Annotated in this window: 6 protein-coding genes; all 6 read left to right on the top strand. The window is 46.9% G+C overall.

Going from position 1 to position 17,591, the window contains the following annotated elements:
• Nucleotides 1-173 precede the first annotated feature (173 nt).
• The 6 genes from G4O42_RS09240 (at nt 174) to bamA (ending at nt 17,551) form a co-directional block, all read left to right on the top strand.
• A complete protein-coding gene (locus G4O42_RS09240; RefSeq protein ID WP_032875106.1) occupies nt 174-1,619 on the top strand; it encodes a GntP family permease in 1,446 nt (481 codons plus the stop codon).
• A gap of 30 nt (nt 1,620-1,649) precedes the next feature.
• Nucleotides 1,650-2,345, top strand: coding sequence for a CoA transferase subunit A (locus G4O42_RS09235; RefSeq protein ID WP_047935773.1), 696 nt, complete (start codon nt 1,650-1,652; stop codon nt 2,343-2,345).
• A 17-nt stretch (nt 2,346-2,362) separates the two neighbouring features.
• Nucleotides 2,363-3,025, top strand: coding sequence for a CoA transferase subunit B (locus tag G4O42_RS09230; RefSeq protein ID WP_032875100.1), 663 nt, complete (start codon nt 2,363-2,365; stop codon nt 3,023-3,025).
• Between the two features lie 12 nt (nt 3,026-3,037).
• Nucleotides 3,038-3,823 carry a 3-hydroxybutyrate dehydrogenase gene (locus G4O42_RS09225; protein ID WP_032875097.1) on the top strand — a complete coding sequence of 262 codons (786 nt, stop codon included), beginning with the start codon at nt 3,038-3,040 and terminating at the stop codon, nt 3,821-3,823.
• A gap of 557 nt (nt 3,824-4,380) precedes the next feature.
• Complete coding sequence (gene bamD / locus G4O42_RS09220; protein WP_032875094.1) at nt 4,381-5,583, top strand: bacillomycin D biosynthesis malonyl-CoA transacylase BamD; 1,203 nt, start codon at nt 4,381-4,383, stop codon at nt 5,581-5,583.
• A 19-nt stretch (nt 5,584-5,602) separates the two neighbouring features.
• Nucleotides 5,603-17,551: a bacillomycin D hybrid PKS/NRPS BamA gene (bamA, locus tag G4O42_RS09215; protein ID WP_032875092.1), complete on the top strand. Its 11,949-nt coding sequence runs from the start codon at nt 5,603-5,605 to the stop codon at nt 17,549-17,551.
• The last annotated feature ends 40 nt before the right edge of the window (nt 17,552-17,591 follow it).

Genomic DNA, 17,591 nt, shown 5'->3' with positions numbered 1-17,591 from the left:
TCAGCCAATCAATATAATGCAGCAAGGGTCTCCTTTTCTTTCGCCAAAACGGAGAATTCACCATAATGCACATTTTTTCAGCCTCAAAAACTGTGCAAAACCGGCATGTTTTTGCTTTATTTTCTCGATTTTTGTAAGCGCTTACTAACATTGAGCAGAAAAGAGGGGGATTTGTGGACATTGTTATTATTTTATTGGCATTAGGCATGCTGATGTTTGCGGCTTACCGGGGCTTTTCAGTCATTTTATTCGCCCCGATTTGCGCGCTGTTTGCCGTGCTCCTGACAGATCCAAGCTTCGTGCTTCCTTTCTTCTCGAATATATTTATGGAGAAGATGGTAGGATTTATTAAGCTGTATTTTCCCGTATTTCTTTTAGGGGCCGTTTTTGGCAAGGTTGTTGAAATCTCGGGGCTCGCTGAGTCGATTGCAAAAACAATCGTCAAGCTTGTGGGAGCAAAAAGAGCCATTCTCGCCATCGTCTTAATGGGTGCGATTTTAACGTACAGCGGCGTCAGTCTCTTCGTAGCGGTGTTTGCCATCTATCCGTTTGCTAAAAACCTATTTATCAAAGCTGATATTCCCAAGCGTCTGATACCCGGTACGATTGCATTAGGCGCCTTTACATTTACAATGGATGCGCTTCCCGGCACACCGCAAATTCAAAATGTCATTCCGACCGCTTTTTTTAAAACAAACATTTATGCCGCTCCCTGGCTCGGACTGATTGGTGCAGCATTTGTGCTTACGGCCGGAATGATTTATTTAGAATCCCGGCGCAAAAAAGCGGCCAATGCCGGAGAAGGCTATGCTGGATTTCAATCTGAAGTTTCCGCTGCAGAGGAATCCTCGGGTCTGGCTAATGAAAAACATACGCCTGTTTTACCGCAGGAGGCAGAACCCAGCCCCGCGCGGCAAGTGCTCGCCTTTGTTCCGCTTATCCTTGTGGGGGTCATGAACAAATGCTTCACGATGTGGCTCCCGCATTGGTACCCTGACGGATTTGATTTTGCGCCGCTCGGCTTAGAAGCGTTCGGGAAAATTGACCTTTCCTCCGTCACTGCGATCTGGTCAGTAGAACTCGCACTGTTCATCGGAATCATGACAACGATTTTGTTCGATTGGAAAAAAGTCCTCTTCAATTTGAAAGAAGGACTGAATGAGGGCATCGGGGGCGCCTTGCTGGCGTCGATGAATACAGGAGCCGAATACGGATTTGGCGGCATCATTGCGGCGCTTCCCGGCTTTAAAATGGTCAGCAGCGGCATATCGCAGACGTTTACTGATCCGCTCGTCAACGGAGCGGTGACGACCACTGCGCTTGCCGGGATTACAGGATCGGCATCAGGAGGAATGGGCATCGCTTTAAGCACGATGTCAGCAGCGTATACAGAAGCAATCAATACATTCCACATCCCGCCGGAGGTCATGCACCGGGTGATCTCGATGGCCTCCGGCGGGATGGACACTCTTCCGCATAATGGCGCCGTCATTACGCTGCTCGCGGTCACCGGGTTGACCCACCGCCAATCCTACAGGGATATCTTTGCCATTACCGTCATTAAAACAGCCGCTGTGTTTGTCATCATCGCCATTTACAGTCTGACGGGCCTTGTGTAGCCAAAACAGAAAGGGGAAACGAATATGGGAATAGGAAAAGTGATGGACTCTTATCAAGATGCTGCTGCACTGATCAAGGACGGAGACACCCTCATCGCAGGAGGCTTCGGCCTGTGCGGTATTCCGGAACAATTAATTCTCGCGATCAGGGACAGCGGCGTAAAAAACTTGACCGTTGTCAGTAATAACTGCGGTGTTGATGATTGGGGTTTAGGCCTCTTGCTTGCAAACCGGCAGATCAAAAAAATGGTCGCATCCTATGTGGGAGAAAACAAAACCTTTGAACGGCAGTTTTTAAGCGGGGAGCTGGAAGTCGAATTGGTGCCCCAAGGAACGCTCGCAGAAAGAATTCGCGCGGGAGGGGCGGGCATTCCGGCGTTTTATACACCTGCGGGCGTCGGAACATCAGTAGCCGAGGGAAAAGAACATAAGACATTTGACGGGCGCACCTATCTTCTGGAGAAAGGGATTACAGGGAACGCCGCCATCGTAAAGGCCTGGAAAGCCGATCCTCTGGGCAACCTGATGTTCAGAAAGACGGCAAGAAATTTCAATCCGCTCGCTGCAATGGCAGGCAAAGTGACGATTGCAGAGGCTGAAGAAATCGTCGATGCCGGAGAGCTTGATCCGGATCAAATTCATACGCCGGGTATTTTTGTGCAGCACGTGCTGCTCGGCGGGATTCATGAAAAACGGATTGAACGCCGCACCGTCCGGCAAGCATGATAAAGGAGGCTGACAGAATGAGAGATAGCAGAAAACGAATGATCAAACGGGCTGTAAAGGAAATTAAGGACGGAATGAATGTGAACTTGGGGATAGGGAGGCCGACGCTTGTAGCCAATGAGATACCGAATGATTATAACGTCCTGCTTCAGTCTGAAAACGGCTTGCTCGGGATCGGGCCTTATCCGGCGGAAGGAACGGAGGACCCCGATCTGATCAATGCGGGAAAAGAAACCATTACCGAGGTAAAGGGAGCCTCGTATTTTGACAGTGCCGAATCCTTTGCCATGATTCGCGGCGGCCACATTGATGTAGCGATCCTCGGCGGGATGGAAGTGTCCGAACGGGGAGATTTGGCGAACTGGATGATCCCAGGAAAAATGATCAAAGGAATGGGCGGCGCAATGGACCTAGTCCACGGAGCAAAACGGATTATTGTCATTATGGAGCACGTTAATAAATATGGGGAATCTAAAGTGAGAACGGAATGTACGCTGCCTTTAACCGGCAGGCAGGTGGTCGATCGGCTGATCACAGATTTGGCTGTATTCGATTTTCATGATGGCCGTATGACGCTCACCGAACTGCAGGAAGGTGTAACTATGGAGGAGGTCTTTGAGAAAACAGAAGGTCATTTTACTGTCAGCCAGTCGTTAAAAAACGGAGTCAGACCAAAATGAGGAGGCGCCGTCATGCATTCATTGCTTATTGAAAAAACAGCCGTTGTAACAGGAGCAGCCGGAGGAATCGGGCTTGAAATCGCAAAAGAATTCGCCCGTGAAGGAGCAGCCGTCATCATCTCTGATGTAAACGAACAAGCGGGGAAAGAAGCGGCGGCAAGACTGACAGATGAAGGCTGTGAAGCAGTCAGCATCACATGCGATGTAACAAATGAAAAGCAAGTGGCCGACATGCTGCAGACGGTCGAGAAACAATACGGACGTCTCGATATCCTTGTGAATAATGCCGGCATTCAGCATGTCGCGCCCATCGAGGAATTTCCCACCGAACAGTTTGAACGGCTCATTCGTCTCATGCTGACCGCGCCATTTATCGCAATGAAGCATGCATTTCCCATGATGAAAAAACAGCAATTCGGTCGAATCATTAATATGGCGTCTGTCAACGGACTGATCGGTTTTCACGGGAAAGCGGCATATAACAGCGCCAAGCACGGCGTCATCGGTTTAACGAAAGTCGGCGCACTTGAAGGCGCGGCTGACGGCATTACCGTCAATGCGCTTTGTCCGGGATATGTGGACACTCAGCTTGTCCGCAATCAGTTAAAGGACATTTCCGCAACAAGGAATGTACCGTACGAGCGGGTGCTTGAGGACGTCATCTTTCCGCTCGTTCCCCAAAAACGGCTGCTGTCAGTGAAGGAAATCGCTGATTACGCCGTATTTTTGTCCAGCGACAAAGCAAAAGGGGTCACAGGTCAGGCCGTAGTCATGGATGGCGGGTATACCGCTCAATAGTTCTAATACTTTTTTAAAAAACAGCCGCTCTGAACGGCTGTTTTTTATGCCTGAAAACCTTGTTCACTCAATAGGCCGATTACTGCGTCAATCGGTATCCGGGCAGGGTCATTTCCATGTTCTGCGGCGTATTTCGCCCTTGCGGATTTTCCCCATCCAGATCCATCTCTTGCGCCGCATTTATAATCAAGCGCAATCAGTTTACAATCCTTCACAGATATACAAATGAATTTTTACAATAAACAGAAAATATGTAATTTCTGACACAATAATGCCAATAGCCCTAAAACATATGAAACATGAAGAGCGCGTTCTAAGTGAAGAAGAGCCGGTAACAGGCTCCACTCCGGCTTTCATCATCTCTCTTTAAGACTGATTTTCGGTGAAACCCCCATGTTTTATTTTATGAATAAATATATCTAATTCGTTTGTGAAAACGAACAATAACTCCTCCGAAAGTATTCTATACACATTTGTTATAATCATGCTAGGATGTTATATAAAGGGATATTTTGTAGGATATTGTATCCCTTGTTCAATATGATCGGAGGAATCTCATGAACAATCTTGCCTTTTTATTTCCTGGACAAGGGTCTCAATTTGTAGGAATGGGCAAACAATTTTGGAATGATTTTGTGCTCGCAAAGAGATTGTTTGAAGAAGCGAGCGATGCGATCTCCTTGGATGTAAAAAAACTGTGTTTTAACGGAGATATGAATGAATTGACAAAGACAATGAACGCGCAGCCCGCTATTTTAACGGTCAGTGTCATTGCTTTTCAAGTGTATATGCAGGAAATAGGGGTGAAGCCACGCTTCCTGGCAGGCCATAGCTTAGGCGAATATTCAGCGCTTGTCTGTGCCGGCGCCCTTTCTTTTCAGGATGCCGTTACACTTGTAAGGGAGCGGGGAATTCTTATGCAAAATGCGGATCCTCAGCAGCAGGGGGCGATGGCCGCCGTGACTCACCTCTCTCTTCAAACCTTGCAAGAAATATGTTCGAAAGTGTCGACGGAAGACTTTCCGGCAGGTGTAGCCTGCATGAATTCAGAACAGCAGCATGTGATTTCCGGACACCGGCAAGCTGTGGAACGTGTCATCAAGATGGCGGAGGAAAAGGGTGCGGCATACACTTATTTGAATGTCAGTGCGCCTTTTCACAGTCAGATGGTACGATCAGCATCTGAACAATTCCAGACTGTATTACACCGGTATTCCTTCCGGGATGCCGCATGGCCGATCATTTCAAATGTCACCGCACGCCCTTACAGCAGCGGAAATTCGATCCGCGAACATCTCAAGCAGCACATGACGATGCCGGTTAGATGGACAGAATCGATGCATTACTTGCTTTTACATGGAGTCACAGAAGTCATCGAAATGGGTCCGAACAATGTCTTAGCCGGTCTGCTGAGAAAAACAACGAATCACATTGTACCTTATCCCTTAGGACAGACATCTGATGTTCCCCCGCTTTCCAATTCAGCGGAAAGAAAGAAACATATTGTCCATTTACGCAAAAAACAACTAAATAAATTGATGATTCAATCCGTCATTGCGCGAAATTACAACAAGGATTCAGCGGCTTATTCCAATATGACGACGCCATTATTTACGCAAATCCAAGAGCTGAAAGAGAGAATGAAAAGGCATGAAGATGTGCTTTCAGAACAAGAACTCGAACATTCGATCCATTTATGCAAATTAATTTGTGAAGCTAAACAGCTTCCGGCTTGGGAAGAATTGCGGATTTTAAAATAAAGCGCCCAGGAGGGGACCTATGTATACCAGTCAATTCCAAACCTTAGTAGATGTCATTCGGGAAAGAAGCAATATCTCTGATCGCGGGATCCGTTTTATCGAATCCGATAAAAACGAGACGGTTGTCTCTTATCGCCAATTGTTTGAAGAGGCGCAAGGGTATCTTGGCTATTTACAGCATCTCGGCATTAAGCCGAAGCAGGAAATTGTATTTCAAATCCGAGAAAATAAATCATTTGTCGTTGCTTTTTGGGCTTGTATATTAGGAGGAATGATCCCGGTGCCGGTCAGTATCGGAGAAGATGATGACCATAAGCTGAAGGTCTGGCGCATTTGGAATATATTAAATCATCCGTTTCTGATTGCCTCTGAAAAAGTATTGGACAAAATAAAGAAATACGCTGCAGAACACGATTTACAGGATTTCCATCATCAATTAAACGAAAAATCTGACATCATTCAAGATCAAACCTACGATTACCCCGCTTCATTTTATGAACCTGATGCGGATGAACTCGCCTTTATCCAATTTTCTTCTGGATCAACAGGAGATCCAAAAGGAGTCATGTTAACGCATCACAACTTAATACATAACACGTGCGCCATTGGGACTGCCCTACACGTTCATTCGAAAGACTCTTTCTTATCATGGATGCCTTTAACGCATGATATGGGGCTCATCGCCTGCCACCTTGTTCCCTTCATAACCGGAATCAATCAAAATCTAATGCCTACAGAGTTATTTATTCGAAGACCTATTCTTTGGATGAAAAAAGCTCATGAACACAAAGCCAGTATTCTATCATCTCCTAATTTCGGGTACAACTACTTCCTTAAATTTCTGAAAAACGAACCAGACTGGGATTTATCACACATCAAGGTCATCGCAAACGGTGCAGAACCGATATTGCCGGAGCTGTGTGACGAATTTTTGAAAAGATGCGCAGCATTCAATCTGAAAAGATCCGCTATTTTGAATGTTTACGGTTTAGCGGAAGCTTCGGTTGGCGCAGCGTTCTCTAAAATAGGTAAAGAATTCGTTCCCGTTTATTTGCATCGTGACTATTTAAATCTTGGTGAAAGAGCTGTAAAAGTCAGCAAAGAGGACCAAAATTGCGCTTCATTCGTTGAAGTGGGACAACCTATTGACTATTGTCAGCTTCGGATCTCCGATGAAACAAATGAAAGAGTAGAAGACGGAATCATCGGCCATATCCACATCAAAGGAGACAATGTGACGCAAGGGTATTATAACAACCCAGAGAGTACGGAAAAAGCGCTGACTTCTGACGGCTGGGTAAAAACGGGAGACCTCGGATTCATTAGTGAAAGTGGTAACTTAGTCGTAACCGGAAGAGAAAAGGACATTATTTTCGTGAACGGAAAAAATATCTACCCGCACGATATTGAACGGGTCGCGATTGAAATGGAAGAGGTTGACTTAGGAAGGGTTGCCGCCTGCGGTGTATATGATCAAAAGACGCAAAGCGGAGAAATCGTGCTCTTTGTTGTTTACAAAAAATCACCTGAAAAATTTGCACCGCTTGTCAAAGAGATAAAAAAACATTTGTACAAGCGGGGCGGCTGGAGCATAAAAGAAGTCCTTCCGATCCGAAAACTCCCTAAAACAACCAGCGGAAAGGTTAAACGCTACGAACTTGCCAGACAGTATGAGGCAGGGAATTTTTCAACAGAGTCTGCCGCCATCAATGAATGTTTGGAGAGCAGCACGGAAACATCCGGACAGACACCCATTCATGAGATAGAAACGGAATTGCTGTCTATCTTTTCCGAAGTGCTCGATGGAAAAAAGGTTCACCTCGCTGACAGTTATTTTGATATGGGAGCAAATTCATTACAGTTATCGCAGATTGCCGAGCGCATAGAACAGAAATTCGGACGCAAGCTTGCCGTTTCAGATCTCTTTACGTATCCTTCTATCACTGATTTAGCGGCATATCTGTCTGAAAGCCGGGCTGAAATCAAGCAGGACGCGGCAGCGAAACCAAGCCATGTGACACCGAAAGATATCGCCATTATCGGGATGTCGCTCAATGTCCCGGGAGCGTCAACGAAAAGTGATTTTTGGAATCTGCTTGAAAAAGGTGAGCACAGCATTCGAGAATACCCCGAATCCCGGCTGAAAGATGCGGCGGATTATTTAAAGTCCATCCAAAGCGAGTTCAATGAGAGTCAGTTTGTGAAGGGCGGCTATTTAGATGAAATCGACCGCTTTGACTATTCGTTCTTCAGTTTAGCTCCTAAAGCGGCTCAGTTTATGGACCCTAACCAAAGACTGTTTTTGCAGTCTGCATGGCATGCGATTGAAGATGCGGGCTATGCCGGCGGCAGCATGAACGGGAGCCGTGTCGGGGTATATGCGGGGTACTCGAAGGTGGGCTACGATTATGAACGTCTCCTTTCTGCGAATTATCCGGATGAACTTCATCAATATATCGTGGGCAATCTCCCTTCCGTGCTAGCCAGCCGAATCGCTTATTTCTTAAATTTAAAAGGGCCGGCGGTCACAGTGGATACGGCATGCTCCTCATCGCTTGCCGCCGTTCATATGGCATGTAAATCTTTAATGTCCGGCGATTGTGAAATGGCTCTTGCCGGCGGTATCCGGACATCGCTCTTGCCGATCTGTATCGGACTTGATATGGAATCTTCGGACGGGTACACGAAAACGTTCAGCAAAGATTCAGACGGCACGGGCACAGGTGAAGGCGCGGCCGCAGTCCTGCTAAAACCTTTGCAGGATGCTGTTCGCGACGGAGACCATATTTACGGCGTAATCAAGGGAAGCGCGCTGAATCAAGACGGAACAACCGCCGGGATTACAGCACCGAATCCGGCAGCTCAGACTGAGGTCATTGAGACGGCCTGGAAAGACGCGGGCATTGCTCCTGAAACACTGTCTTTCATCGAAGCGCATGGCACCGGAACGAAGCTCGGCGATCCGGTTGAATTTAACGGGCTTTGTAAAGCGTTTGAAAAGTATACGGCAAAAAAACAATTTTGTGCGATTGGTTCTGTTAAATCGAACATCGGCCATTTGTTTGAAGCGGCAGGCATCGTCGGGCTGATCAAATCTGTCCTCATGCTGAATCACAAGAAAAATCCGCCGTTAGCGCACTTTAATGAACCTAATCCGCTCATTCATTTTCACTCATCACCATTTTATGTGAATCAGGAAGTTTCGGAGTTCACATCGGGTGATGAGCCGCTGCGAGGCGGAGTCAGCTCATTTGGCTTTAGCGGAACGAACGCTCATGTGGTATTGGAAGAATATATTTCTCAAAGTGAGTATGCACCCGAGGATGAACATGGGCCGCACCTATTTGTTTTATCCGCTCATACTGAAAAGTCACTCTATGAACTCGCACAGCAGTACCGGCAATATGTATCGGATGACAGCCAAGCTTCATTAAAGTCCATTTGCTATACAGCCAGTACGGGCAGGGCTCATTTGGATCATGGCATTGCCATGATTGTATCCGGTAAGCAAGAATTATCGGATAAGCTGTCCCGCCTGATTCAGGGAGACAGAAACCTTCCCGGTGTATACATCGGTTACAAGAATATGAAGGAAATGCTGCCTGCTCATAAAGAAGAGCTGAATCAACAAGCAGCCGCTCTGATTAAGCAGCGTTTACGTACGCAAGATGAACGGATCACATGGCTGCATCGCGCAGCCGAATTATTTGTGCAAGGAGCCGTTATCGATTGGCGCGCGCTTTATTCCGGTGAAACTGTACAAAAGACGCCATTGCCCCTGTATCCGTTTGAACGGAGCCGATGCTGGGCTGAAGCTGACCAGTTGCGCTTAAACGAGGGCGAAAAGAGAGGAGAAGCGGCATTGAATATCAATCAATCGAAGGCGCATATTGAATCCTTCCTGAAAACTGTAATCAGCAATGCTTCGGGGATCAGGGGAGAGGAACTCGATCTGAATGCTCATTTTATCGGGCTCGGAATGGATTCTATCATGCTGTCACAGATCAAAAAAGCCATCGCGGACGAATTTGGGGTAGATATCCCGATGGATCGTTTTTTTGATACGTTGACCAACCTTCAAAGTGTCATAGATTACTTGGCTGATATCGTTCCATCGTCCATTGCATCCGCTCCGCCTCAAGAGAATGTTCCGGCGCAGGAAAAACAGGTCATTTCAGAAGCGCAGCCTGAATCGGATCGCAGAGATGGTCATCAAGAGCATACGCTCGAAAAAATAATCGCATCTCAAAATCAATTAATTCAGGATGCCTTGCAAGCTCAATTAAATAGCTTTAATTTGCTGAGAAACAGCGGACATCATTCCGATGAGAAAGAATACGCTAAAGCGCAAGAGAAATCAATTCCTTCTGTCAAGCAGGGGCCTCCGACCGTCACTGCAGAACAGAAAGCGGCTCAAGAAGCGAAACCCTATGTTCCTTTCCAGCCTCAGAACCTGAATGATCAGGGACACTATACCGCACGGCAAAAACAATACTTAGAAGATTTCATCAAGAAATACGCAGATAAAACGAAAGGTTCCAAACAATATACGGACAACACCCGATTTGCTCATGCAAACAACCGCAATTTGTCCAGCTTCCGTTCGTATTGGAAGGAAATCGTATACCCGATTATCGCCGAACGTTCTGACGGTTCTAAAATGTGGGATATTGACGGAAATGAATATATCGATATCACCATGGGATTCGGGGTTAACCTTTTCGGGCATCATCCTTCCTTTATTACACAGGTTATCGATGATTCAACCCGTTCATCATTGCCTCCGCTCGGCCCGATGTCAGATGTCGCCGGTGAAGTTGCCGACCGGATCCGCACATGTACCGGAGTGGAAAGGGTCGCTTTCTATAATTCCGGAACAGAGGCCGTCATGGTTGCCCTGCGTTTGGCGCGGGCGGCAACAGGAAGAAAGAAAGTCGTGGCGTTCTCAGGATCTTATCACGGGACGTTTGACGGCGTATTAGGGGTTGCCGGCACAAAAGGCGGGGCTGCGTCTGCGAATCCGCTGGCTCCGGGCATATTGCAGAGCTTTATGGATGATTTGATTATTTTACATTACAACAATCCCGATTCGCTGGATGTGATCCGCAGTCTTGGTGATGAATTGGCAGCCGTACTGGTGGAACCGGTACAAAGCCGCAGACCGGATTTGCAGCCGCAGGCATTTTTGAAAGAATTGCGGGCGATCACGCAGCAATCCGGAACAGCTCTGATTATGGATGAAATTATTACCGGATTTCGGATCGGTCTTGGCGGCGCACAGGAATGGTTCGGCATTCAGGCTGATTTAGTGACCTACGGAAAAATCATCGGCGGCGGACAGCCGTTAGGGGTAGTTGCCGGAAAAGCTGAGTTCATGAATGCGATCGACGGGGGTACCTGGCAGTATGGGGACGATTCCTACCCGCAAGACGAGGCGAAACGCACGTTTGTGGCCGGCACCTTCAATACTCACCCGCTTACCATGAGGATGTCATTAGCCGTCCTTCGCCATTTACAAACCGAGGGAGAACATCTGTATGAGCAGCTTAATCAAAAAACAGCCTACCTGGTCGATGAGCTGAATCGCTGCTTCGAACAAGCGCAAGTGCCTATCCGCATGGTTCGATTCGGTTCTTTATTCCGGTTTGTCTCATCGCTTGATAATGACTTGTTCTTTTACCATCTCAACTATAAAGGGGTCTATGTATGGGAGGGACGCAACTGCTTCTTGTCTGCGGCGCATACCGCGGATGATATCGAAAATATTATTCAAGCGGTGAAAGACACGGTGGAGGATCTTCGCCGAGGCGGATTTATTCCGGAAGGCCCGGATTCCCCTGATGGCGGAGGCCGTAAAAAGTCCGGGACGCGCGAGCTTTCACCTGAACAAAAGCAGTTGGTTATGGCATCCCATTACGGGAATGAAGCTTCCGCCGCTTTAAACCAGTCCATTATGCTGAAAGTGAAGGGCGAACTGCAGTATACATCATTAAAACAAGCCGTCCGGCATATCGTTGACCGTCATGAAGCTTTACGTACGGTGATTCATCCCGATGACGAGGTACAGCAAGTGCAGGAACGGATGAATATAGAAATACCTGTCATTGATTTTACCGGTCTCCCGCATGAACATCGGGAGCCGGAAATCCAAAAATGGCTGACAGAAGATTCCAAGCGGCAGTTTCATTTCCATGAACAAAAGCCTTTGTTTAGAATCCATGTGCTTACATCGGCTCACAATGAACATCTGATTGTGCTCACGTTCCATCATATCATTGCCGATGGATGGTCAATCGCCGTTTTTGTTCAAGAACTGGAGAGCAACTACGCGGCAATAGTACAAGGAAAATCGATTTCACCGAAAGAGGCAGATGTTTCGTTTCGCCAATACTTAGACTGGCAGCAGGCACAGATCGACAGCGGCCAGTATGAAGAAGGGGTCCGTTATTGGCGGCGTCATTTCTCTGAACCGATACAGCAGCCAATTCTGCCAACCGCAGATTCTGTCCGTTATCCGAACGGGTATGAGGGAGACCGGTGTACCGTCAGGCTTGGACGGCCATTGAGCGAGGCTTTAAGATCATTAAGCATTCAGATGAAAAATAGCGTATTTGTGACGATGCTGGGCGCATTTCATCTTTTTCTGCACCGGCTTACCAAACAGTCAGGCCTTGCGATCGGGATCCCCGCTGCAGGTCAATCGCATATGAAACAGCATGATCTGATTGGAAATTGCGTCAATATGATTCCGGTGAAGAACACGTCTTCTTCAGAAAGCACTTTATCCGGTTATCTTGGCAGCATGAAAGAAAGCGTGAATCTTGCAATGCAGCACCAAGCCGTCCCGATGACACTGGTGGCCAGAGAGCTTCCGCACGATCAAATGCCGGATATGCGTATTATCTTTAATTTAGACAGACCTTTTCGAAAGCTGTATTTCGGAAAGGCGGAGGCGGAGCCTGTTGCATACCCGGTAAAACGCACCCTGTACGATTTATTTCTTAACATAACAGACGCGCATCAAGAATATGTTCTTGATTTCGACTTTAATACGAACGTCGTCAGTCCGGAAATCATGAAAAAGTGGGGAGCGGGTTTTACAAAATTGCTGCAAAAAATGGTTGAGGGAGATTCAATCCCTCTTGACGCCATGATGATGTTTTCCGATGAAGAACAGCATGATTTACAAGCACTTTACGCCGAACACCAGAAGCGGATCGCTTCAATAGGAAGCAATACGGCAAATTTTACTGAAGCCTACGAGGCGCCGGTAAATGAAACGGAGCGGCAGCTGGCGCGGATTTGGGAGGAACTTTTCGGCCTTGAACGGGTCGGCAGATCAGACCGCTTCCTGGCTCTGGGAGGAAACTCACTCCAGGCGACGCTTATGCTTTCCAAAGTTCAGAAGACATTTCATCAAAAGGTTTCCATCGGACAATTTTTCAATCACCAGACTGTTAAGGAATTAGCACGTTTCATTCAGAACGAAACGAAAGTCGTGCACCTCCCGATGAAGGCTGCCGAGAAAAAAGCGTATTACCCGACATCGCCGGCGCAGCAAAGAGTATATTTCCTGCACCAACTGGAACCGGATCAGCTGGCGCAAAATATGTTCGGCCACATATCAATAACAGGGAAGTACGATGAGCAAGCCCTGATCTCATCTCTTCAACAAGTGATGCAGCGGCACGAAGCGTTTCGCACGTATTTCGACATTATAGATGGCGATATCGTTCAGAAACTTGAAAACGAAGTTGATTTTAACGTTCATGTCCGGACAATGAGCCGGGATGAATTTGATGCCTATTCAGACCGGTTTGTAAAACCGTTCCGCCTGGACCAAGCTCCGTTAGTTCGTGCGGAGCTGATCAAGATTGAAAACGAGCAGGCCGAACTGCTCATCGATATGCATCATATCATTTCGGACGGTTATTCCGTCAACATCCTTACAAATGAATTGCTGGCTTTATATCATCAGAAACCATTACCGGACATTGAATTTGAATATAAAGATTTCGCAGAATGGCAAAACCAACGGATGAATGACGATGCCATGAAGCGGCAGGAGACATATTGGCTGGAACAATTTCAAGACGAAATTCCCATCCTTGACCTGCCGACAGACGGTTCAAAAGCGGCAGAACGGTCTTCTGAGGGACAGCGTGTGACATGCTCCTTACAGCCGGATGTCATCCGTTCGCTTCAAGACTTGGCACAAAAGGCGGAAACGACTCTCTATACGGTGCTTCTGGCCGCCTATAATGTGCTGCTTCATAAATATACGGGACAAGAAGACATTGTCGTTGGCACGCCTGCTTCAGGAAGAAATCATCCGGATATCGAAAAGATCATCGGTATTTTCATACAAACCATTGGAATCCGGACGAAGCCGCACGCCAATAGAACGTTTACGGATTATCTGGAAGAAGTAAAGCGGCAGACGCTTGACGCTTTCGAAAACCAAGACTATCCATTCGACCGGCTTGTGGAGAAATTAAATGTACAGCGGGAAACAACCGGAAAGTCTCTGTTTAACACGATGTTTGTGTTTCAAAACATTGAATTTCATGAAATCCGGCACAATGAATGTACATTTAAAGTGAAAGAACGAAATCCAGGGGTCTCTTTATATGATTTGATGCTCACGATCGAAGATGCCGGTCAACAGATAGAGATGCATTTTGATTATAGACCGGGACGATTCACAAAAGACACCATTGAACAGATCACCAGACACTATACCGCCATTTTAAACAGCCTTGCTGAGCAGCCGGAGATGACATTGTCTTCTGTTCCTATGCTGTCTGAAACCGAACGTCATCAACTGCTGACGGAGTGTAATGGCACAAAGACGCCGTATCCGCATAAGGAAACGGTATATCGGTGGTTTGAAATGCAGGCGGAACAGAGTCCCGATCATGAAGCCGTTATTTTTGGCAATGAGCGTTATACGTACAGACAGCTCAATGAACGGGCGAACCGATTGGCGCGGACGTTACGGACAAAAGGCGTACAAGCGGATCAATTCGTTGCCATCATCAGCCCGCATCGGATCGAGCTGATTGTCGGAATTTTGGCTGTTCTGAAAGCCGGCGGCGCATACGTGCCCATTGATCCTGAATATCCGGAAGATCGGATTCAATATATGCTGAGAGATTCAAGAGCGGAGGTTGTGTTGACACAGCGCAGCCTGCTGGATCAATTACCGTATGATGGTGACATTGTGCTTTTGGATGAGGAAAACTCATACCATGAAGATCACTCGAATCTTGAATCGGACAGCGATGCGCATGATTTGGCCTACATGATCTATACGTCAGGTTCCACGGGAAATCCAAAAGGTGTACTCATTGAGCATCAGGGGCTGGCTGATTATATTTGGTGGGCGAAAGAGGTTTATGTAAGAGGTGAGAAAACCAACTTCCCATTATACTCTTCCATCTCTTTCGATCTGACTGTGACCTCGATATTTACACCGCTGGTTACGGGAAATACCATCATTGTCTTTGACGGCGAAGACAAAAGCGCTGTGCTTTCTGAGATTATGCGGGACTCAAGAATAGACATGATCAAATTGACCCCGGCACATCTGCACGTCATCAAGGAGATGAATATCGCTGGCGGCACCGCAATACGGAAAATGATTGTCGGCGGAGAAAATTTAAGCACCCGTCTGGCCAAAAGTGTCAGCGAACAGTTTAAAGGCCGGCTGGACATTTTCAATGAATACGGACCGACGGAAGCTGTCGTCGGATGTATGATTTATCACTTCGACGCAGAACGGGACAAGCGGGAATTTGTACCGATCGGCACTCCGGCTGCCAACACGGATATTTATGTGGCCGATGCAAGCAGAAACCTGGTTCCGATCGGGGTAATCGGCGAAATATATATCAGCGGACCGGGTGTTGCCAGAGGGTATTGGAACCGCCCGGATTTAACGGCAGAGAAATTTGTTGAAAACCCGTATGTACCGGGAGCGAAGATGTACAAATCAGGGGATTTGGCTAAGCGATTGAAGGACGGAAATCTCGTATATATTGGGCGCGTTGATGAACAAGTCAAAATCAGGGGACACCGAATCGAGCTTGGTGAAATTGAAGCAGCAATGCATAACGCGGAAGCGGTGCAAAAAGCCGCGGTTACAGTGAAAGAAGAAGAAGACGGCTTAAAACAATTATGCGCGTATTACGTAAGCGACAAGCCTATAGCGGCTGCGCAGCTTAGGGAACAATTGTCATCGCAGCTTCCGGACTACATGGTTCCGACCTATTTTGTCCATCTGGAGCATATGCCGTTAACATCCAACGGGAAAATAAACCGTAAGGCACTGCCTGCACCGGAAGCGAGTCTGCAGCAGACAGCTGAATATGTTCCGCCGGGTAATGAGACGGAGTCCAAACTGACAGATTTATGGAAGGAAGTGCTCGGAATAAGCCATGCGGGGATCAAACATAATTTCTTTGATCTCGGAGGCAACTCCATCCGAGCGGCTGCCTTAGCCGCCAGAATTCACAAAGAGCTGAATGTGAATCTGTCTCTCAAAGACATATTCAAGTTTCCTACCATTGAACAATTGGCTGACAAGGCGTTACACATGGACAAAAATCGATATGTACCGATTCCGGCTGCAAAGGAAATGCCATATTATCCGGTTTCTTCAGCTCAGAGGCGGATGTATTTGTTAAGTCACACAGAAGGCGGCGAGCTGACTTACAATATGACGGGTGCCATGAATGTGGAAGGGACGATCGATCCCGAACGGTTAAACGCCGCTTTCCGAAAATTAATCGCGCGTCATGAAGCGCTGCGGACCAGCTTTGATTTATATGAAGGCGAGCCGGCACAGCGTATTCATCATCACGTCGACTTTACGATAGAACGAATTCAAGCTAGCAAAGAAGAGGCGGAAGACCGTGTGCTTGATTTCATCAAAGCGTTTGACTTAGCCAAACCGCCGCTGATGCGGGCCGGACTGATTGAAATTGAACCTGCGCGGCACGTGCTTGTGGTTGATATGCATCATATCATTTCTGACGGCGTGTCCGTCAATATTCTGATGAAAGATTTAAGCCGAATCTACGAGGGGAACGAACCGGACCCGCTCTCTATTCAATATAAAGACTTTGCAGTTTGGCAGCAATCGGACATTCAGAAACGGAACATCAAGAACCAGGAAGCGTATTGGCTGGATCAGTTTCACGGTGATATTCCTGTACTGGATATTCCCGCGGATTATGAGAGACCTGCCATACGCGATTACGAAGGCGAATCATTTGAATTTCTTATACCCGAACACTTAAAACAGCGTTTAAGCCAAATGGAAGAAGACACAGGAGCAACACTGTATATGATTTTATTGGCAGCCTATACGATTCTTTTATCCAAATACAGCGGACAAGAAGATATTATCGTAGGAACGCCGTCTGCCGGGCGGACTCATTTAGATGTAGAGCCGGTCGTGGGAATGTTCGTCAATACGTTAGTCATTCGCAATCACCCGGCGGGCCGTAAAACATTTGATGCCTACTTAAATGAAGTAAAAGAAAACATGCTGAACGCTTATAAAAATCAAGACTATCCATTGGAAGAATTAATTCAGCATCTGCATCTTCCAAAAGATTCAAGCCGCAATCCTTTATTCGATACGATGTTTGTGCTGCAAAATCTTGATCATGCTGAATTGACTTTCGATTCCCTTCAACTCAAGCCGTATCCATTTCATCATCCGGTTGCCAAATTCGATTTGACCTTGTCGATTCAGGCGGACCGCGACAACTATCACGGACTGTTTGAATATTCGAAAAAACTGTTTAAGAAAAGCAGAATCGAGGTTTTATCAAACGACTACTTACACATCCTATCGGCGATTTTGGAACAGCCAAGCATTCTAATCGAACATATCGGATTGAGCGGCAGCAATGAGGAAGAAGAGAACGCGCTTGATTCTATTCAATTGAACTTTTAGGGAAAAGCATTATTTCTTTAAAATATATAAAATGAGGTGC

Origin of the sequence: Bacillus sp. LUNF1, from assembly GCF_011008975.1 — a bacterium.
Taxonomy (GTDB): domain Bacteria; phylum Bacillota; class Bacilli; order Bacillales; family Bacillaceae; genus Bacillus; species Bacillus velezensis.
This window is presented reverse-complemented; position numbering and strand designations above follow the sequence as displayed.